Origin of the sequence: Actinocrispum wychmicini (assembly GCF_004345645.1) — a bacterium.
In the GTDB taxonomy this organism is placed as follows: Bacteria; Actinomycetota; Actinomycetes; order Mycobacteriales; family Pseudonocardiaceae; genus Kibdelosporangium; species Kibdelosporangium wychmicini.
This window is the reverse complement of record NZ_SLWS01000006.1, coordinates 136,225-155,487: the sequence shown is the minus strand read 5'-3', so window position 1 is coordinate 155,487 and position 19,263 is coordinate 136,225. Positions and strand designations below refer to the sequence as shown.

At 69.9% G+C, this 19,263-nt stretch carries 16 protein-coding genes; all 16 read left to right on the top strand.

All coding sequences use genetic code 11. The features are described from left to right. Nucleotides 1-71 precede the first annotated feature (71 nt). The 16 genes from EV192_RS26790 (at nt 72) to ileS (ending at nt 19,239) form a co-directional block, all read left to right on the top strand. Entirely contained in the window at nt 72-1,619 is a 1,548-nt protein-coding gene (locus tag EV192_RS26790; RefSeq protein ID WP_132120162.1) for a UDP-N-acetylmuramoyl-L-alanyl-D-glutamate--2,6-diaminopimelate ligase, read from the top strand. After that, entirely contained in the window at nt 1,616-3,055 is a 1,440-nt protein-coding gene (locus tag EV192_RS26785; protein ID WP_132120160.1) for a UDP-N-acetylmuramoyl-tripeptide--D-alanyl-D-alanine ligase, read from the top strand. The genes EV192_RS26790 and EV192_RS26785 overlap by 4 nt, the downstream gene beginning before the upstream one ends. Next, complete coding sequence (gene mraY, locus EV192_RS26780) at nt 3,052-4,131, top strand: phospho-N-acetylmuramoyl-pentapeptide-transferase (protein WP_132120158.1); 1,080 nt, start codon at nt 3,052-3,054, stop codon at nt 4,129-4,131. Before EV192_RS26785 ends, mraY begins: the two co-directional genes overlap by 4 nt. Beyond that, a complete protein-coding gene (gene murD / locus EV192_RS26775) occupies nt 4,124-5,440 on the top strand; it encodes a UDP-N-acetylmuramoyl-L-alanine--D-glutamate ligase (protein ID WP_132120156.1) in 1,317 nt (438 codons plus the stop codon). The genes mraY and murD overlap by 8 nt, the downstream gene beginning before the upstream one ends. 20 nt (nt 5,441-5,460) lie before the next feature. Then, nucleotides 5,461-6,939, top strand: a complete 1,479-nt coding sequence (gene ftsW / locus EV192_RS26770) for a putative lipid II flippase FtsW (protein ID WP_132120154.1) — start codon at nt 5,461-5,463, stop codon at nt 6,937-6,939. Further along, on the top strand, nt 6,866-8,023 hold the full coding sequence (gene murG / locus EV192_RS26765) for an undecaprenyldiphospho-muramoylpentapeptide beta-N-acetylglucosaminyltransferase (protein WP_132121413.1): 1,158 nt from the start codon (nt 6,866-6,868) through the stop codon (nt 8,021-8,023). The genes ftsW and murG overlap by 74 nt, the downstream gene beginning before the upstream one ends. Before the next feature lie 71 nt (nt 8,024-8,094). After that, the gene (murC, locus tag EV192_RS26760) at nt 8,095-9,441 is read left to right on the top strand and encodes a UDP-N-acetylmuramate--L-alanine ligase (RefSeq protein ID WP_243727090.1); all 1,347 of its coding nucleotides are present in this window, start codon (nt 8,095-8,097) and stop codon (nt 9,439-9,441) included. Beyond that, entirely contained in the window at nt 9,438-10,202 is a 765-nt protein-coding gene (locus tag EV192_RS26755; protein WP_132120150.1) for a cell division protein FtsQ/DivIB, read from the top strand. The genes murC and EV192_RS26755 overlap by 4 nt, the downstream gene beginning before the upstream one ends. Before the next feature lie 269 nt (nt 10,203-10,471). Continuing rightward, the gene (ftsZ, locus tag EV192_RS26750; protein WP_132120148.1) at nt 10,472-11,776 is read left to right on the top strand and encodes a cell division protein FtsZ; all 1,305 of its coding nucleotides are present in this window, start codon (nt 10,472-10,474) and stop codon (nt 11,774-11,776) included. A gap of 15 nt (nt 11,777-11,791) precedes the next feature. Beyond that, a complete protein-coding gene (gene pgeF, locus EV192_RS26745) occupies nt 11,792-12,499 on the top strand; it encodes a peptidoglycan editing factor PgeF (RefSeq protein WP_132121411.1) in 708 nt (235 codons plus the stop codon). Beyond that, nucleotides 12,496-13,233 carry a YggS family pyridoxal phosphate-dependent enzyme gene (locus tag EV192_RS26740; protein WP_132120146.1) on the top strand — a complete coding sequence of 246 codons (738 nt, stop codon included), beginning with the start codon at nt 12,496-12,498 and terminating at the stop codon, nt 13,231-13,233. The genes pgeF and EV192_RS26740 overlap by 4 nt, the downstream gene beginning before the upstream one ends. 117 nt (nt 13,234-13,350) lie before the next feature. After that, nucleotides 13,351-13,986: a cell division protein SepF gene (locus tag EV192_RS26735; RefSeq protein ID WP_132120144.1), complete on the top strand. Its 636-nt coding sequence runs from the start codon at nt 13,351-13,353 to the stop codon at nt 13,984-13,986. Nucleotides 13,987-14,014: 28 nt separating this feature from the next. Then, nucleotides 14,015-14,290: a YggT family protein gene (locus EV192_RS26730; protein ID WP_132120142.1), complete on the top strand. Its 276-nt coding sequence runs from the start codon at nt 14,015-14,017 to the stop codon at nt 14,288-14,290. Between the two features lie 46 nt (nt 14,291-14,336). Further along, the gene (gene wag31 / locus EV192_RS26725; RefSeq protein ID WP_132120140.1) at nt 14,337-15,179 is read left to right on the top strand and encodes a DivIVA-like cell division protein Wag31; all 843 of its coding nucleotides are present in this window, start codon (nt 14,337-14,339) and stop codon (nt 15,177-15,179) included. Between the two features lie 17 nt (nt 15,180-15,196). Then, a complete protein-coding gene (locus EV192_RS26720; RefSeq protein WP_132120138.1) occupies nt 15,197-15,865 on the top strand; it encodes a hypothetical protein in 669 nt (222 codons plus the stop codon). 242 nt (nt 15,866-16,107) lie between these two features. After that, nucleotides 16,108-19,239, top strand: coding sequence for an isoleucine--tRNA ligase (ileS, locus tag EV192_RS26715; RefSeq protein WP_132120136.1), 3,132 nt, complete (start codon nt 16,108-16,110; stop codon nt 19,237-19,239). Nucleotides 19,240-19,263 lie beyond the last annotated feature (24 nt).

The following is a 19,263-nucleotide window of genomic DNA, read 5'->3' as shown; positions in this document are numbered from 1 at the left end:
GTCGTGGCCGTGTGGGGGGCGTAGCACGGGGGTGAGATCGACTTGTCCGCGCACCGGCGGGTAGCGGCCGAATGGGCGCAGGTAGCCTTCCGCGCGTGCCCGCGAAGCTCGAGGGCAAGGCCGTGAACGCGCCTCCTCGCCCTGTCCGAACCGAAGCCGTCCCGCTCGCCACGCTGGTGGCTCGCGCGGACGCCCACGCCAGCCAGTCGGACCTGGACGTGCTGGTCACCGGTGCCACGCTGCGTGCCCAGCACGTGCGGCCGGGTGACTTGTTCGCCGCGTTGCCCGGAGCCCGGGTGCACGGGGCGGAGTTCGCGCGCGATGCCGTCGCCGCTGGTGCCGTGGCCGTCCTCACCGACGAACAGGGTGCCGGGCTGGCGAGAGACCTCCAGGTGCCGGTGCTGACGCACGGGGACCCTCGGGGGGCGCTGGGGTCGGTGGCCGCCTGGATCTATGGCGAGCCGTCCCTGCGGTTGTCCGTCGTGGGGGTGACCGGCACGTCCGGGAAGACCACGACCACTTACATGATCGACGCCGGGTTGCGCGCCGCCGGGCACACCACCGGCCTGGTGGGCACGGTCGAGACGCGGATCGCCGGGCAGCGGCTGGCGAGCGCGTTCACCACGCCCGAGGCTCCTGACCTGCAGGCTTTGTTCGCGGTGATGGTGGAGCGCGGGGTCACGCACGTGCCGATGGAGGTGTCCAGCCACGCGCTGGCGCTGGGCCGGGTGAACGGGACCAGGTTCGCGGTCGGCGCGTTCACCAACCTGTCCCAGGACCACCTGGACTTCCACCCGGACATGACGGACTACTTCCAGGCCAAGTCGCTGCTGTTCGACGGCCGGTCCACCCGTGAGGTGGTGTGCGTCGACGGGGAGTGGGGGCCGCGGCTGGTCCGGCCGAACACGATCACGGTCGCGGTCGACAAGGCCGCCGACTGGACCGCGAAGGACGTGAAGTCCACTGTGGACGGTGAGCAGACCTTCACCGTGCACGGCCCGGACACGGTGTTCGACGCGCGGCTGCCGATACCGGGCACGTTCAACGTGGCCAACGCCCTGCTCGCCGCCGCGTGCCTGACCGCCGCCGGGGTCGAGGCGGAGGCCATCCGGCGCGGCCTGGCCGAGGTGCGGGTGCCCGGCCGGATGGAGCGGGTGGCGGTGGGCCAGCGGTTCACCGCCGTCGTCGACTACTCGCACAAGCCCGCCGCGGTCGCGGTCGCGCTCGACGCCATCCGCGCCAAGACCACCGGCCGGCTCATTGTCGTGCTCGGCTGCGGCGGCGACCGGGACGCGGCCAAGCGGCCGCTGATGGGCCGGGAGGCCGCCAGCCGCAGCGACCTGCTGATCGTCACCGACGACAACCCACGCGGCGAGGACCCGGGCAAGATCCGCGCGGCCATGATCGAAGGTGCGATGGCCGTGGCGGGCCGCGGCGAGATCCTGGACATCGCCAACCGCCGCGAGGCCATCGCCGCCGCGGTCGCCGAGGCCAGGCCGGGCGACGCCGTGGTGGTCGCCGGCAAGGGCCACGAGACCGGCCAGGAGGTCGGCGGGGTCGTGTACCCGTTCTCCGACCGGGACGAACTGGAGGCCGCGATCCGCGAGGTGAGCCTGTGATCCCGCTGACGACCAGGGCGATCGCCGAGGCGGTCGGCGGCCGCCTGCACCGGGCGGATGGCACCGAACTGGTCACCGGCCCGGTCGAGTTCGACTCCCGCGCCGTGACCCCGGACGGCGTGTTCGTCGCCCTGCCCGGGGAGAAGGTCGACGGCCACTCCTTCGCGGCCAAGGCCAACGCGCGGGTGGTGCTCGCCGCCAGGGAAGTCGACGCCCCCGCTGTGATCGTGCCGCCCGTGTCCGACGCGCACTCCCGTTCGGTCGCGCTGACCGGCGACAAGGATGGCTCAGGCGCGGCGGTCCTCGCAGGCTTAGCCGCACTGGCACGGTACGTCGTCGACCGGCTGCCGAACCTGACGGTCGTCGGAGTCACCGGCTCGTCCGGCAAGACCTCCACGAAAGACCTGATCGCCCAGGTGCTGACGCCGATGGGCGACACCGTCGCGCCGCCGGGGTCGTTCAACAGCGAACTCGGCCACCCCTACACCGTCCTGCGGGCCGACGAACGGACCAGGCACCTCGTGCTGGAGCTGTCCGCGCGCGGCCCCGGGCACATCGCGGCGTTGTGCGAGGTCGCCCCGCCGAAGATCGGCGTCGTGATCAACGTGGGCACCGCGCACATCGGCGAGTTCGGCTCCCGCGAGGACATCGCCAGGACCAAGGGCGAACTCGTCGAAGCCCTGCCCGAGGACGGCGTGGCCATCCTCAACGCCGACGACCCGCTCGTGCGCGCGATGTCGTCCCGCACGAAAGCCCGTGTGGTCTTCGTCGGCGAGGCGCCGGACGCGTCCGTACGAGCCGAGAACATCACGGTGGACAGCGAGGCCAAGGCGTCGTTCCGGCTGGTCACCCCCCAGGGCGACGTGGACGTGACGCTGGGGCTGCACGGCGCGCACCACGTCGGCAACGCGCTGTCCGCCGCGGCCGTCGCGCTGGAACTTGGTGCCACACCTGCCGAAGTGGCCGCGCGGCTCTCCGGTGCACAGCGGGTTTCCGCGCGCCGCATGGAAGTCACCACCAGGCCGGACGGCGTGACAGTCGTCAACGACTCCTACAACGCCAACCCCGAATCCGTTCGGGCCGCGCTGAAAAGTCTCGCCGAGATGGGGCGTGGCGGGCGGCGTACCTGGGCCGTGCTCGGGATGATGGGGGAGCTGGGCGACGAGCACACGCGGGCACACGACGAGATCGGGCGGCTCGCGGTACGGCTGGACATCAACCGGCTCGTGGTCGTGGGCGACCAGGCACGGGCCTTGCACCAAGGCGCCCACCTCGAAGGATCCTGGGGAGAGGAGTCCGCGCACGTGCCGGACGTGGACAGAGCCATCGACCACCTGCGGGCCGGCCTGCGGCCCGGGGACGTGGTGCTGGTGAAGGCCTCCAAGTCGGAGGCGTTGTGGCGGGTGGCCGAGGCCCTGCTGGAGGACGCCAAGTGATCGGCATCGGTCTGGCCGGCGCCATCTCGCTGCTGATCTCCATCCTGTTCACGCCGTACCTGATCCGGGCGTTCTCCCGGCAGGGCTTCGGCCAGGAGATCCGCGAGGAAGGGCCGCAGGGCCACAAGTCCAAGCGCGGCACGCCGACCATGGGCGGCGTGGCGATCATCACCGCGATGTGGGCCGGCTATCTCGGCTCGCACGGCGTGAACATGCTGATGGGCCGCTCGGAGTCGCCCAGCGCGTCCGGCTGGCTGGTCATGATGCTCACCTCGGGGCTGGGCATGGTCGGCTTCCTCGACGACTTCATCAAGATCCGCAAGCAGCGCAACCTCGGCCTGAACAAGACCGCGAAACTGGTCGGCCAGCTCGTGGTCGGGATCAGCTTCGCGGTCCTCGCGCTCCAGTTCGCCGACGAGCACGCGCTCACCCCGGCCACCCCGAACCTGTCGTTCGTGCGGGACATCTCGTTCGTCTCGTTCGGCACCATCGGGTTCATCGTGTTCTGCTACGGCATCATCGGCGCCTGGTCGAACGCGGTGAACTTCACCGACGGCCTGGACGGCCTCGCCGGCGGTTCGGCCGCGATGGTGTTCGGCACGTACGTGGTCATCACGTTCTGGCAGTTCCGCAACGACTGCACGATTCACCTGAACGCCGGCTGCTACTACGTGCGGGACCCGCTGGACCTCGCGGTGGTGGCCGCGGCGGCGATGGGCGCCTGCATCGGCTTCCTGTGGTGGAACGCCGCGCCAGCCAAGATCTTCATGGGCGACACCGGCTCACTGGCCCTGGGCGGACTGGTCGCCGGCCTGTCCATGATGACCCGCACCGAGCTGCTGATGATCGTGATCAGCGGCATCTTCACGGTGGAGATGCTGTCGGTGATCCTGCAGATCGCCATGTTCCGGACGACCGGCCGGCGGATCTTCCGGATGGCCCCGTTCCACCACCACTTCGAACTGGCCGGCTGGGCCGAGACCACGGTCATCATCCGGTTCTGGCTGCTCGGTGGGGTCTGCGCGATGTTCGGCCTCGGCCTGTTCTACAGCGACTGGCTGGCCGCCGTTGGCTGAGTTCGCGGGGCTGAACGTGCTGGTCGCCGGCGCGGGCGTGACCGGCCGCTCGACCGTTGACGCGCTGCGCACGTTGGGCGCCCGGGTGACGGTCACCGACGGGCGGCCCGAAGCGCTCGCGGACTTCGGCGCCATCGCGGTCCCCGGGCTGTCGGAGCCGCCGCCGGGAACGGACCTGATCGTCACCAGCCCCGGCTGGAAACCCACCAGTCCGCTGCTCACCACCGGCGTCGAGGTGATCGGCGAAGTCGAACTGGCCTGGCGGATCGCGCAGACCCTGGACCAGCCGCCGGTGTGGCTCGCGGTGACCGGCACCGACGGCAAGACCACGACCGTCGGCATGCTCGAATCGATCCTGCTCGCCGCCGGCCTCAACGCCGTGGCCTGCGGAAACGTCGGCCTCCCGGTGATCGACGCGGTCCTCGCCGGCCACCAGGTGCTCGCCGTCGAGCTGTCCAGCTACCAGCTGTACTGGCAGAACTCGCTGCACGCGGACGCGGCCGTGGTGCTGAACCTCGCCGAGGACCACATCGACTGGCACGGCTCGATGGCCGCCTACACCGAGGCGAAGGCCAAGATCTACACCGGGGCCAGGACCAGGGTCTTCAACGCCGACGACCCCTGGTCGGTCCGACTGGCCGACGGCGGCCTGGGCTTCACCGTCGCCGAACCCGGCCGCAACCACTGGGGAGTCCACGACGGCTGGCTGGTCGAGGCGGACGGGGTACGGCTGTGCCCGGTCGACGAGGTTCGGCCGCCCGGGTCGCACAACGTCAGCAACGCCCTCGCAGCGGCCGCCCTCGCCCGTGTATACGGCGTACACAGCGATGCCGTCCGGGCCGGGCTCACCGCGTTCCGGCCGCAGCCGCACCGGGTCGAGCTGATCGGCGCGGCCGACGGGGTCAACTTCGTCAACGACTCCAAGGCCACCAACAGTCACGCCGCCCAGGGGTCGTTGACCGCGTACGAACACATCGTCTGGATCGCGGGCGGGGAGCTGCACGGCGCCGAGGTCGACGATCTTGTCGCCGCCGTGGCCGGGCGGCTGCGCGCGGTCGTGCTGCTGGGCGTTGATCAGGACGTTTTCGCCGAAGCGCTGCGGCGACACGCGCCCGATGTCCCCGTGTCCCGGGTCGGTTCGGGAGACGATGACCCCATGACCGTAGCGGTGCGCGCGGCCCGCGGGCTGGCGCGCCCTGGTGATGTCGTGCTGCTGGCGCCGGCCGCCAAGTCGTTCGACATGTTCACCAGCTATGTGCACCGAGGCGAGGCGTTCACCGCGGCGGTCCAGGACGTTATGGCGGGCTGACCAGGGGCGGAGGCAGTGAGGTGACGGCCACCCTCAGCACGGCCGAGGAACGCAAGCGCCAGCGCACGGAACGTCGCAAGCGCGCCAGCCTGTGGACCGTGTTGACCGCGTGGCTTGGCCGGCCGCTCGCCTCGTTCCACCTGGTGCTGGCGGTGTTCGGCCTGCTCACCGTGCTGGGCCTGGTGATGGTGCTCTCGGCGTCGTCCGTGGTGTCGTTGCAGGACAAGAACACCCACTCGGTCTACGGCGTGTTCAAGAAGCAGCTGCTGTTCGTGATCATCGGCATGGTGGTGTTCTGGGTCGGCCTGCGGCTGCCGCTGCGGATCATGCGGCAGTTCAGCGCGGCCGCCGTGGTCATCTGCACGGGCCTGCTGGCGTTCGTGCTCGTCGCCGGCGCGAAGCTCAACGGCGCGCGCAGCTGGTTCGTGATCGGGCCGCTGTCGTTCCAGCCGATCGAGGTGGCCAAGCTCGCCCTGGTGCTGTGGGGCGCGCACGTGCTGGTCCAGAAGAAGGCCGTGCTGCACCAGTACCGGCATCTGCTCGTCCCGGTCGTGCCGGTGGCGTTGCTGATGTTCGCGCTGGTGATGATGCAGCCGGACCTCGGCGGCACGGTCACGCTGATCGTCGTGCTGTTCTCGCTGCTGTGGTTCGCCGGCGCGCCGATGCGGCTGTTCGGCGCGATCGCGCTCGGAGGCATCGCCGGGGTGGTCGTGCTGGCCATCGGGTCCAGTTACCGGCTGGACCGGGTGCTGTCGTTCCTGCAGCCGGACGCCGACCCGCTGGGCTCCGGCCTGCAGCTGACCCAGGCGCTGTACGCGCTGGCCAACGGCGGCCTGCTGGGCCGTGGGTTGGGGCAGGGCCAGTCCAAGTGGCTGTACCTGCCGAACGTGCACAACGACTTCATCTTCGCGCTGATCGGCGAGGAGCTCGGCTTCCTCGGCTGCCTGCTGGTGCTCGGGCTGTTCGTGATGCTCGCCGTCGTGGGACTGCGGATCGCCGCCCGGAACATCGACCCGTGGATCCGGATGGTGGCCGCCACCCTCACGGTCTGGCTGGTCGGGCAGGCCGCGATCAACATTCTCTACGTGGTGGGCCTGCTGCCGGTGACCGGCATCACGCTGCCGATGATCTCGGCCGGTGGGTCGTCGGTCGTGGTCACCATGTTCGTGTTCGGGATCCTCGCAAACTGTGCTCGCCATGAACCCGAGTCCGTCGCCGCACTACGCTCCCAGGGACCAGGTCGGTTCGGCCGCCTCATGCGGTTGCCCGCACCCGACGTGTACAACCCGCCCGCGAAGCGAAAGCCGGTGCGCCCGTCCACGCCGCCCCGCGCGGCCGGCCGACGGGACGGCACGAGCCAGCGGCAGCGGACCGGCACGGAGGGGCGACAGCCGCAGGAACGACGCAGGACTCGGCGCGGGGTGCCTGTCGAGCACCGCCGCCGTTCCGCACAGGGCCGGGCCGGTCAACCCCGTGCGGACGAAGGAGGACGTCATTAACCAGGGACCATGTGTCGTGGTGGCCGGCGGGGGGACCGCGGGGCACATCGAGCCGGCGCTCGCGTTGGCCGACGCGGTGATGCGTGCCCGGCCAGACGCCCGTGTGGTCGCCCTCGGCACGGAACGTGGCCTGGAGGGCAAGCTGGTGCCGGCGCGGGGCTACCCGCTGGAGATGATCCCGCCGGTGCCGATGCCCCGTAAGCCCACTCTCGACCTGCTGAAGCTGCCGTTGAACGTGCGCGGCGCGATCAAACAGACCCGTGCGGTGCTCAGCCGCGTGGGCGCGGACGTGGTCGTCGGGTTCGGCGGGTACGTGGCGTTGCCGGCGTACCTGGCCGCGCGTGGTCGTATTCCGATCGTGGTGCATGAGGCCAACGCGCGTGCCGGGTTGGCCAACAAGGTGGGCGCGCGGTTCGCCGTGAAGGTCGCCGCGGCCGTGCCGGACTCGGGCCTGTCTTCCGCCGAGGTGATCGGCATCCCACTGCGGGCGTCCATCACCGAGCTGAACCGGGCCGCGCTGCGCGAGGAGGCGCGGCGCTTCTTCGGGTTGCACCCGACCGCGCCGACCCTGTTGGTGTTCGGCGGTTCCCAGGGAGCGCGGTCCATCAACAACGCGGTCGCGCCACTGGCGAGCGAGTTCGCGATGGCGGGCATCGGCGTGCTGCACGCGCACGGCCCGAAGAACACCGTTGCCGTACAGCAGATCCCGGGCGCGCCGCCGTACGTTCCTGTGCCGTACCTGGAGCGGATGGACCTCGCGTACGCGGCGGCCGACGCGGTGCTTTGCCGTTCCGGCGCGATGACCGTGGCGGAAGTGTCCGCGGTCGGGTTGCCCGCGGTGTTCGTGCCGTTGCCGCACGGCAATGGCGAACAGGCGCTCAACGGCCAGCCTGTGGTGAACGCGGGCGGCGCGTTGATGGTCACGGACGAGGAGCTGTCGCCGGAGAAAGTCAGGGACGTGGTGATGCCGATGCTCGGCAGCCCGCAGCGGCTGCAAGCGATGAGCGCGGCCGCGCAGGGCACCGGGCACCGCGCCGCAGCGGACGTGCTCGCCAGGATGGTGCTGGACGTGGTCGGCAAGTGACGAGTACGAACACGCCCGAGACTCCTGCAGCGCTTGCTAGGGCCCACCTCGTCGGCGTCGGTGGCGCTGGGATGAGCGGGATCGCCCGCATCCTGCTGGCGCGCGGCCTTCAGGTGTCCGGTTCGGACGCCAAGGAGTCGCGGGCCTTCCTGTCGCTGCGGGCGCAGGGCGCGAAGATCGCCGTCGGCCAGGCCGCGGCCAATCTCGACCTGCTCGCCGACGGGCCCACGGCGGTCGTGGTGTCCACCGCGATCAAGGAGAGCAACCCGGAACTGGTGGAGGCACGCCGGCGCGGCATCACCGTGCTGCACCGCTCGGAGGCGTTGGCGGGCCTGATGGCCGGGCATCGGGTCGCGTGCATCGCCGGTACGCACGGCAAGACGTCAACCACGTCGATGCTGACGGTGGCGTTGCAACACTGCCGGCTGGACCCGTCGTTCGCGATCGGCGGCGACCTCAACGAGTCCGGCGCCAACGCCCACCAGGGCACCGGCGGCATCTTCGTCGCCGAGGCGGACGAGAGTGACGGCTCGTTCCTGGTGTTCGAGCCGTCGGTCGCGGTCGTCACCAACGTCGAAGCGGATCACCTTGACCACCACGGGACTCCCGAGGCGTACGCCGCCGTGTTCGAGTCCTTTGTGGACCGGATCACGCCGGACGGGGTGCTGGTGGCCTGTGCCGACGACCCCGGCGCGGCCACACTCGCCGACCACGCCGAGGCCCAAGGCGTCCGAGTTCGGCGCTACGGCCGGACAGCGGACGGCGACGACGCGGTGAAGCTGCTGTCGTACGACCCGGTGGACAGCGCCGGGCGTGCGGTGATCTCGTTGGACGGCAAGGAGATCGAGGTCGGCATCGCGGTGCCCGGCGAGCACATGGCGGCCAACGGGCTGGCCGCGTTGCTGGCCGGCCTTGAGTTGGGCGCGCCGCTGGAAGGACTGTTGGAGGGCATTGCCGCGTTCGGCGGTGTGCGCCGGCGGTTCGAGTTCAAGGGCCGCGCGCGGGGCGTACGCGTGTACGACGACTACGCCCATCACCCCACCGAAGTCGCGGCACAGCTTCGGGCGGTGCGGCCGGCAGCGCAAGGCGGCCGTGTGCTCGTGGTGTTCCAGCCGCACCTGTACTCGCGGACACGGACGTTCGCCACGGAGTTCGGCGAGGCGCTCGCGTTGGCCGACGAGGTCGTGGTGCTGGACGTGTTCGGTGCTCGGGAAGCGCCCGAGCCGGGGGTGAGCGGCGCGCTGATCGCCGACGCCGTGCCGCTGGCCAGTGAGCACGTGCACTACGAGCCGGCGTTCGACAAGGTCCCGGACCTGGTCGCGGGCTTGGTGGGGGACGGCGACCTGGTGCTGACGATGGGCGCGGGGGACGTCACCTCCCTCGGCTCTGAGCTGATTGCCGCCCTGGACAAGACATGACGAGTCCTGTGCGTCCCGACCGCCGCGCCGCGAACTCAGCGGTCGCGGCGGCACGGGCGCGCAGGGAACGCCGCGAACGGCTGCGGCCGACGCGTCGACGCGCCTTGATGCGCCGGTGGATGGTCCTGCTGGGCTTCCTCAGCGTTCTCGCGGTGCTGTACCTGGTGTTGTTCACGAGCGTGCTCGGGGTGCGGACAGTCGAGGTGGCCGGTGTCAAAGGTCTCACCCCGGACGAGGTCCGCGCCGCCGCGGCGGTCGAGCTGGGCAAGCCGCTGATCCGGTTGGACACCGACGAGATCGCCGAGCGGGTGTCCCGCCTGCCCAGGGTGTGGCACGTCACGGTGGAACGCTCCTGGCCCAGCACGGTTCTGATCGCCGTGGACGAACGGGCCGCGGTCGGCTTCGTACCCAGGCCGGACGGCGCCCACATGATCGACTCGACCGGGGTGGACTTCGCGGTCGTCGGCCAGGCGCCGGCCGGCCTGCCCACCCTCACCCTGGCCGCGCCGAGCCGGGACGACCCGGCCACCAAGGCGGTCGTGGACGTGCTCGCCCGGGTTCCCCAGCAGCTGCGCGGTCTGGTGACCGGCCTGGGCGCGCAGTCCGCCGGCAGCGTCCAGTTGGCGCTGACCGACGGGCGGATCGTGAAATGGGGCAACAGCGCGGACACCGAACGCAAGGCGGCGGTGCTCGCCGCGCTGCTCACCCGGCCTGGCAAGACGTACGACGTGTCGGCACCGGATCTGCCCACGGTCAGTTGACACCCACTGAGCGTGGGTGGCCCGATATCCTTCTGTCATTCCAGGCGGTACTACGGGTGAGTGATCACGACGGGTCAGTCCGGTCACATACGGCGTGGCTGCTGGACCCGGGCGAGTTCCCTGCCTACCGTCCTGGCCTGAGGACGTACGGGGTTGACATGACTCTAGATCTCTGGTTGAGGTTGAGGGTTTGCGTGGCCGCCGGACGGCGTACACCAACTTCACGGCGTAAGTCCATGTGAACCCACGACTGGAGGAAGGCGGAACCGATGACGCCCCCGCACAACTACCTGGCGGTGATCAAGGTCGTCGGTATCGGCGGCGGCGGGGTCAACGCTGTCAACCGAATGATCGAGGTCGGCCTCAAGGGTGTCGAGTTCATCGCGGTGAACACCGACGCGCAAGCGCTGTTGATGTCCGACGCGGACGTGAAGCTCGACATCGGCCGGGAGCTGACCCGCGGTCTGGGCGCCGGCGCCAATCCGGAAGTGGGCCACAAGGCCGCCGAGGACCACCGCGAGGAGATCGAGGAAGTCATCAAGGGCGCCGACATGGTGTTCGTGACCGCCGGCGAGGGTGGCGGCACGGGAACCGGTGGCGCGCCCGTCGTGGCGTCGGTCGCGCGGAAGCTCGGCGCGTTGACCATAGGTGTGGTCACCCGGCCGTTCTCCTTCGAGGGCAAGCGCCGCGCGCGGCAGGCCGAGGAGGGCATCACCGAGCTGCGCAACGAGTGCGACACGCTCATCGTGATCCCGAACGACCGGCTGCTGCAGCTCGGCGACGTCGGCGTCAGCCTGATGGACGCGTTCCGGTCCGCCGACGAGGTGCTGCTGTCCGGTGTCCAGGGCATCACCGACCTGATCACCACGCCCGGTCTGATCAACCTGGACTTCGCCGACGTCAAGAGCGTCATGTCCGGCGCGGGCAGCGCGTTGATGGGCATCGGTTCGTCGCGCGGTGAGGGCCGGGCGATCCAGGCGGCGCAGAAGGCGATCAACTCGCCGCTGCTGGAAGCGTCCATGGACGGCGCGCACGGCGTGCTGCTGGCCATCGCGGGCGGCTCGGACCTCGGCCTGTTCGAGATCAACGAGGCCGCGTCGCTGGTCCAGGAGTCCGCGCACCCGGAAGCCAACATCATCTTCGGTACGGTCATCGACGACTCGCTCGGCGACGAGGTCCGGGTCACCGTGATCGCGGCCGGCTTCGACGCCGGCGCGCCGACGCACAAGAAGCTCGACCCGGTCATGGTCCAGGCCCGGCCGTCCACCGCGACCGCCACCGCGCAGGCCGGCCAGGTCGCCCAGCCGGCGGCGCCGGAAAAGCAGCCGCCGGCCGTACAGCCGCCACCGCCGCAGCCGGTCCACGAGTACCGCCCGCCGGCCCCGCAGCCGCAGCCGAACCCCACGCAGTACCAGCAGCCGCCGCGGGGGGATCGGACCAACCCGACCCTGCCCGGTCCACGCAGCTTCGACCGTCCGGGATCGGGCCGCCCCGGCCAGATGCCCGGTTCGATCACCCCGGTGCCGGACGACCCGGACGACGAGGTGGACGTCCCGCCGTTCATGCGTCGCTAGCCTGTTCTTGTGACAGTGCGGATTCGGCGGGTGGTCACGACTCGGGCCGGTGGGGTCTCGACCACGCCGTATGACTCGTTCAATCTCGGTACGCATGTCGGTGACGAGCCGGGGAGTGTCGCGGCCAACCGGCGGCGGCTGGCTCAGGACCTGAAGCTGGCCGAGGACCATGTGGCGTGGATGGAACAGGTGCACGGCCGGACCGCCATGGTGGTCGACAGTCCGCTCGACGGGCCGGCTGAGGCCACCGATGCCTTGGTGACCGCGCAGCCTGGGCTTGCCGTCGCCGTACTGGTGGCGGACTGTGTGCCTGTGCTGTTGGCGGACCCGGAAGCCGGGGTGGTCGGCGCGGTCCACGCGGGCCGGGTCGGTGCCCGAGTCGGTGTGCTGCCCGCCGCGCTGCGGGCGATGAAGGACGCGGGCGCGCGGATCGACAGGATCGAGGCGCTGCTCGGGCCGGCCGTGTGCGGCCAGTGCTACGAGGTTCCGCCGGCGATGCAGGCCGACGTGGAGAAGCACCTGCCGGGCAGCGCGTGCCGGACCAGATCCGGAACGTCCGGTTTGGACCTGCGGGCCGGGTTGTGGGAACAACTCGCCGCGGTCGGTGTGGCCAAGATCGGGATCGACCCGCGGTGCACGGTCGAGGACAGGACACTGTTCAGTCACCGCAGGGAAGGGACCACTGGGCGATTGGCCGCTCTCACCTGGGTCGAGCGGGCATGACTGAGACGACCGATCGGCGGGTGCGGCTCACGGCCGCGGCACGGTCCGTCCAAGATCGTATCGAACGGGCTTGTGCGCAGGTCAACCGGCCCGCCAAGGACGTGATGTTGCTGCCGGTGACCAAGCGGTTCCCGGCGTCGGACGCGGCCGAGTTGGCCCGGCTCGGGCTGACCGACCTGGCCGAGAACCGTGATCAGGAAGCCGGGCCGAAGTCCCTGTCCGTCGCCGAACTGCTGCCAGGCGTCGGTGTGCGGTGGCACATGGTGGGCCAGCTGCAACGCAACAAGATCAAGTCGGTGGTGCGGTGGGCCGACGTCGTGCAGACCGTGGACTCGCTGCGGCTGGCCGAGGCGCTGACGCACGGCGTGGCGGCCGCGCTGACGGTCGGTGACCGAACTTCGCCGTTGGACGTCCTGGTCCAGGTGAGCCTGGACGGCGACCCGGCGCGCGGCGGGTGCCCGATCGGCGACGTCCCGGCCCTGGTCGACGGGGTAATCCGGTCGAGTGAACTCCGACTTCGTGGTGTGATGGCCGTCGCGCCGTTGGCGTGGAGTCCGGAAAGGGCCTTCGACCTGCTGTCGAAGGTGGCCGGCCGGACCCGTAACGAGTATCCCGAAGCAACCGAGATGTCGGCTGGAATGAGTGCTGATCTAGAGACCGCCATCGCATACGGGTCCACCTGCGTGCGTGTCGGAACCGCTCTGCTAGGGGAGCGGCCGTTAACCTCACCCTGAGTGCGATTCACGGCCCGGTCCCCCGCGGTTTTGGGTATCACTGGATCGGGCAGAGGGCGGGGCTCCCAGCCGGCTGACGGCGGGGTCCTCGGGGAGTCGCGGAGGAGAGGCACACGCATGAGCGCGCTGCAGAAGCTGAAGGCCTACTTCGGGATGGTCCCGGCGGAGGAAGAGGACTACGAGGTCGAGGACGACCGCTACCGGTCCTACCGCTCCGCCGACGGCTACCGCTCCGAGTACGCCGACGACGACTACTCTCCGTATCCAGAGCGGGGCGCTCGGCGCCGTCGGTCCGGCTACCGTGACGAGGTCGCCGAAGACGAGGACTACCAGCAGACCGACCGCGGCGGCAGAGGCCGGCCGGCCTGGGCCGGCGAGGCGCCGCAGACCCGCGGCGCGCTGGCGGTGGAGCCACACCGCGAGCCGGTCGGGCGGCTGCGTCCGGTGCCGGAGAACGCGCCGGTCGCGTCTCCGCTCGGGCGGATCGTCACGCTGCATCCGACCAGCTACCTCGAGGCCAGAACCATCGGCGAGCACTACCGCGAGGGCACCCCGGTGATCATGAACCTGACCGAGATGGAGGACGCGGACGCCCGCCGTCTGGTCGACTTCGCCGCCGGGCTCGCGTTCGCCCTGCGTGGCGACATGGACAAGGTGACCAACAAAGTGTTCTTGATCTCACCGCCGAATGTCGCGGTCAGCGCCGAGGACCGACGCCGCCTCGCGGAGGGCGGGTTCGCCAGCCGGGGCTGACCCATGGCAGGGTTGTAGCGTGGAACCAGTGCTTCTAGCCGCTTGGTACGTGCTGTTCGCGTTCTGGCTGCTGCTCACCGCGAGGGTCATCGTGGAACTCGTGCGGGCGTTCGCCCGGGAGTGGCATCCGGCGGGTGGGGTTGCGGTTGCGCTGGAGACCATCTACACAGTGACGGACCCTCCGGTCCGCTTGTTCCGTCGGATCATCCCGATGGTTCGGATCGGGGGCGTAGGACTGGACTTATCGATTATGGTGCTGCTGCTGGTCGTGTTCATCGGGATGCGACTGGTGTATCCCGGGTGACGGGGAACCCGGGTGCCCGCAGGCCGTGAGTGCGTGAGGTGATCTGATGTCGTTGACCCCCGCTGACGTGCATAACGTCGCGTTCAGCAAGCCTCCTATCGGGAAGCGGGGCTACAACGAGGACGAGGTGGACGCGTTCCTCGACCTGGTCGAGGGCGAGCTGGCCCGGCTGATCGAAGAGAACAACGACCTGCGCGCGCAGGTGGAGCAGCTGGACGCGCAGCTCGAGGCGTCCCGGGCCGACCTGGACGACGCCAGGGCGAACCTCTCCTCCGGCCCGCCGACCCGTGTCGTGGAGGACCCACCGCCGTCCCGGCGGCTGACGCCGGTCCCGCCACCCAGCGCGTTGGAGCAGACCAACCCGGGTGCCAGTGGCGGCGACCACCACGTGCAGGCCGCCAAGGTGCTCGGGCTCGCCCAGGAGATGGCCGACCGGCTGACCGGGGAGGCGAAAGCCGAGTCCGACGGCATGCTGGCCGAGGCGCGGACCAAGACGGAGCAGCTGCTCTCCGAGGCACGCGCCAAGTCTGACACCATGATCAACGAGTCCCGTACCCGGGCCGAGACCATGTTGAACGACGCGCGGACCCGGGCGGACACGCTGGAACGGCAGGCCCGTGACAAGGCCACCACCCTGGAGCGCGACGCGCAGCGCAAGCACACCGAGCTGATCGGCTCCGCCCAGGCGGAACGGCTCACCCTGGAGAAGAAGCTGGACACGCTGCGGACCTTTGAGCGCGAGTACCGCACGCGCCTGAAGACCCTGCTGCAGTCCTCGCTGCGGGAGTTGGAGGACCGGGCACCGGCGGCACCACCGTCGGAGGGCAGCCGGTCGGCCGGCAACCAGCAGGGTTACTCGTTCGGGCCGCGCGCGGCTGAAGCCGGCTGATCCACGAGAGCTGACGCATGCTCGTTCTGGTGCTGTTGCTCGTGGTCGCGGCGCTCGGTCTGCTGATCGCGGCGTTGACCACGGCCAACACCCTGTGGGCCTGGCTCTCGGTCCTGATCAGCGTGGTCGCTGCCGGCCTGCTGGTGACGGACTGGGTGCGAACCAGGCGGCGTCGGTCGCAAGCGGCTCTTGCGACCGACAAGGCGCCCTCGGCTGCCGCCGTCACCGCGCCGCCGGAGTCGGCCGCGGAGTTCACGTCCGAGCTGCCGCCCCGGCAGTCGCTCGGACCGCAGATCTCCCGGCTCGACCTGCGGACCGTGAGCGACGAGGAGTTGGACGCGGTCTTCAACGGCCCGTCGGCCGCTGAGCCCATCACCTCCGCGCCGGTTACCTCTGCGCCGATCACCTCCGGGCCAGTCACCTCCGCGCCGGTCACGCTCGACCCGAACGTCGAGCCGCCGGAGGAGAACACCGACGCGACCGACCGGCTGGTGGTCGGCGAGCTGACCGACGAGGTCGTGGTCATCGACGAGCATCCCCGGTACCACTTGGCCACCTGCGCGTGGCTGGGTGACCGGCAGACGCTGCCGTTGGCCATCTCCGAAGCCCGTGACCTGCAGTTCACACCGTGTGCGCACTGTGCGCCGGACGCGACGCTGGCCGCGTCGCACCGGGCTCGGTCCTAACCGGTTTGCCGAGGCTCGTATCCTTCTGAAGTACAGGCACCGATCCGGCCATCACCGGGGAGCCTCCGGAAGAACAGGCGCTGTCGCCGCCTCAGTAGAACCGGACGGGTAGGCCCGTCACAGCCGTCAACGAGAGGCGCCTTGCTCTACGGGCGCAATCGGGGTGGTACCGCGGTACGCCAGGAAACCCTGGCCGTGTCGTCCCCATGGTGGACCGACCGACCGCGAGAGGTACCGAGGCGATGCCGTACCCCAAGGCGACGCACGGCGGCGAGGCGACCGTGCCCGCCCAGCCGTCCTTCCCGAAGCTCGAAGCCGAGGTCCTGCAGTACTGGGAGATCGACCGGACGTTCCAGGCGTCCATCGACGCCAGGCCGGCCGGTGCGAACGGCGCCAACGAGTTCGTCTTCTACGACGGCCCACCGTTCGCCAACGGCCTGCCGCACTACGGCCACCTGCTGACCGGTTACGTCAAGGACGTCGTCCCGCGCTACATGACGATGCGCGGCAAACATGTCGAACGCAGGTTCGGCTGGGACACCCACGGCATGCCCGCCGAGGTGACCGCCGAGAAGGAACTGGGCTTCAAGACCAAGGCCGACATCGAGGAGTTCGGCGTCGCCGCGTTCAACGAGGCGTGCCGCAAGTCCGTGCTGCGGTTCACGTCCGAGTGGCGCGACTACGTCACCCGCCAGGCCCGCTGGGTGGACTTCGACAACGACTACAAGACGCTCGACACCGACTACATGGAAAGCGTCATCTGGGCGTTCAAGTCCTTGTGGGACAAGGGCTTGATCTACCAGGGCTTCAAGGTGATGTGGTACTGCTGGCGGTGTGAGACGCCGCTGTCCAACACCGAGACCAAGATGGACGAGGTGTACCGGGACCGGCAGGACCCGGCCGTCACCGTCGCGTTGCGGATGGACACCGGCGAGAAGGCGCTGATCTGGACGACCACGCCGTGGACGCTGCCCAGCAACCTCGCCGCGGCCGTGCACCCGGACGTCGACTACGTCACCGTCGAGCACGACGGCGAGCGCTACCTGCTCGCCGAAGCCCGGCTGTCCGCGTACGCCCGCGAGTTGGGCGAGGACGCCGCCGAGCGGGTTGTGGCGCGGTACAAGGGAAGTGACCTGGTCGGGCGCCGCTACCGGCCGCCGTTCGACTTCTTCTACGGCCAGCAGCCCAACGCGCACCAGGTCCTGGCGGCGGACTACGTCACCACCGAGGACGGCACGGGCATCGTGCACATCGCGCCCGCGTACGGCGAAGCGGACAAGGTCGTGACGGACGCGGCCGGCATCCAGGTGGTCGGCCCGGTGAACTCGCACGGCGAGTTCAGCGACGAGGTCGCGCCGTACGCCGGCATGCACGTGCTGTACGAAGGCAACCGCGCGATCATCCGTGACCTCAAGGAATCGGGTCTGCTGCTGCGGCACGAGACCTACGACCACCCGTACCCGCACTGCTGGCGGTGCGACAACCCACTGATCCAGCGGGCGGTGTCGTCGTGGTTCGTGGCGGTGACCCAGTTCCGTGACCGGATGGTCGAGCTGAACCAGCAGATCAACTGGGTGCCCGAGCACATCAAGGACGGCCAGTTCGGCAAGTGGCTGGCCAACGCGATCGACTGGGGCATCTCCCGCAACCGCTACTGGGGTTCGCCGATCCCGGTGTGGCAGTCGGACGACCCGAACTACCCGCGCACGGACGTGTACGGCTCGCTGGACGAACTGGAGCGGGACTTCGGCGTCCGGCCGACGGACCTGCACCGGCCGATGATCGACGAGCTGGTCCGGCCCAACCCGGACGACCCGACCGGCAAGTCGACCATGCGGCGCGTGCCCGAGGTGCTGGACTGCTGGTTCGACTCCGGCTCGATGCCGTTCGCCCAGGTGCATTACCCGTTCGAGAACGCCGAATGGTTCGAGCACCACTACCCGGGCGACTTCATCGTCGAGTACAACGGGCAGACCCGCGGCTGGTTCTACCTGATGCACGTGCTGGCGACCGCGTTGTTCGACCGGCCGGCGTTCCGCAACTGCATGGCGCACGGGATCGTGCTCGGCGACGACGGCCAGAAGATGTCCAAGTCGTTGAAGAACTACCCGGACGTCAACGAGGTGTTCGAACGCGACGGGTCGGACGCGATGCGCTGGTTCCTGATGGCGTCGCCGATCCTGCGCGGTGGCAACCTCATCGTCACCGAGCGGGGCATCCGGGACGCCGTCCGGCAGGCCGTCCTTCCACTGTGGAACTCGTACTACTTCCTCGCGCTGTACGCGAACGCCGAAGGCGTCGAGGGAACATGGCGGACGGACTCGACGCACGTGCTGGACCGCTACGTGCTGGCCAAGACCCACGACCTGGTCGTCGACGTGCGGGAAGGCCTTGACACGTATGACGTTTCCGGGGCGTGCGCGGCGGTTCGGGAGTACCTGGAGGTGTTGACCAACTGGTACGTGCGCCGGTCGCGGGACCGGTTCTGGGCGGGCGACAAGGACGCCGTCGACACTCTGCACACCGTGCTGGAGGTCGTCAGCCGGGTGGCCGCGCCGCTGCTTCCGCTGACCACGGAAGCGGTGTGGCGTGGGCTGACCGGCAGCCGGTCGGTGCACATGGCGGACTGGCCGGCGGACGACCTGCTGCCCGCGGACGCGGACCTGGTCGCCGGCATGGACCGGGTGCGCCAAGTGGCTTCGGCCGCGTTGTCGTTGCGTAAGACCAACAAGCTGCGCGTGCGACTTCCGTTGGCGCGCTTGGTGATCGCGGCTGAGGACGCCGAGCTGCTGGCGCCGTTCAGCGAGTTGCTGGCGGACGAGGTGAACGTCAAGCAGGTCGAGCTGACGCGGGATGTGGCGGCACACGGCCGTTTCGAGCTGGTCGTGAACGCGCGCGCGGCCGGTCCCCGGCTGGGCAAGGACGTCCAGGTGGTGATCAGGGCGGTGAAGGCGGGCGAGTGGACCACGGCCGACTCGGGAGCCGTTGTGGCCGCTGGGATCGAGCTGCGCGAAGGCGAGTACGAGCGTCGGCTGGTCACCGGTGACCACGGTGTCGCGGCGCCGTTGCCGGGCGGTTCGGGGTTGGTCCTGCTCGACACCGATGTGACACCCGAACTGGCCGACGAGGGCCTGGTGCGTGACCTGGTCCGGGTCGTGCAGCAGGCGCGGCGGGACGCGAACCTGGATGTCGCCGACCGGATCTCCTTGACACTGGACGTATCCGGCGATGTCGAGCGGGCCGCACGGACCCACGAGCAGTTCATCGCTTCGGAGACGCTTGCGACTTCGGTGAGCTACGGGCAGGTTTCCCACGGCTTCGCGGGGACGGTTGGCGAGAATGTAACGATTCACGTCACTGTCAGCAAGAACTAGCTCACTCTTCTCGACCACCCCCGG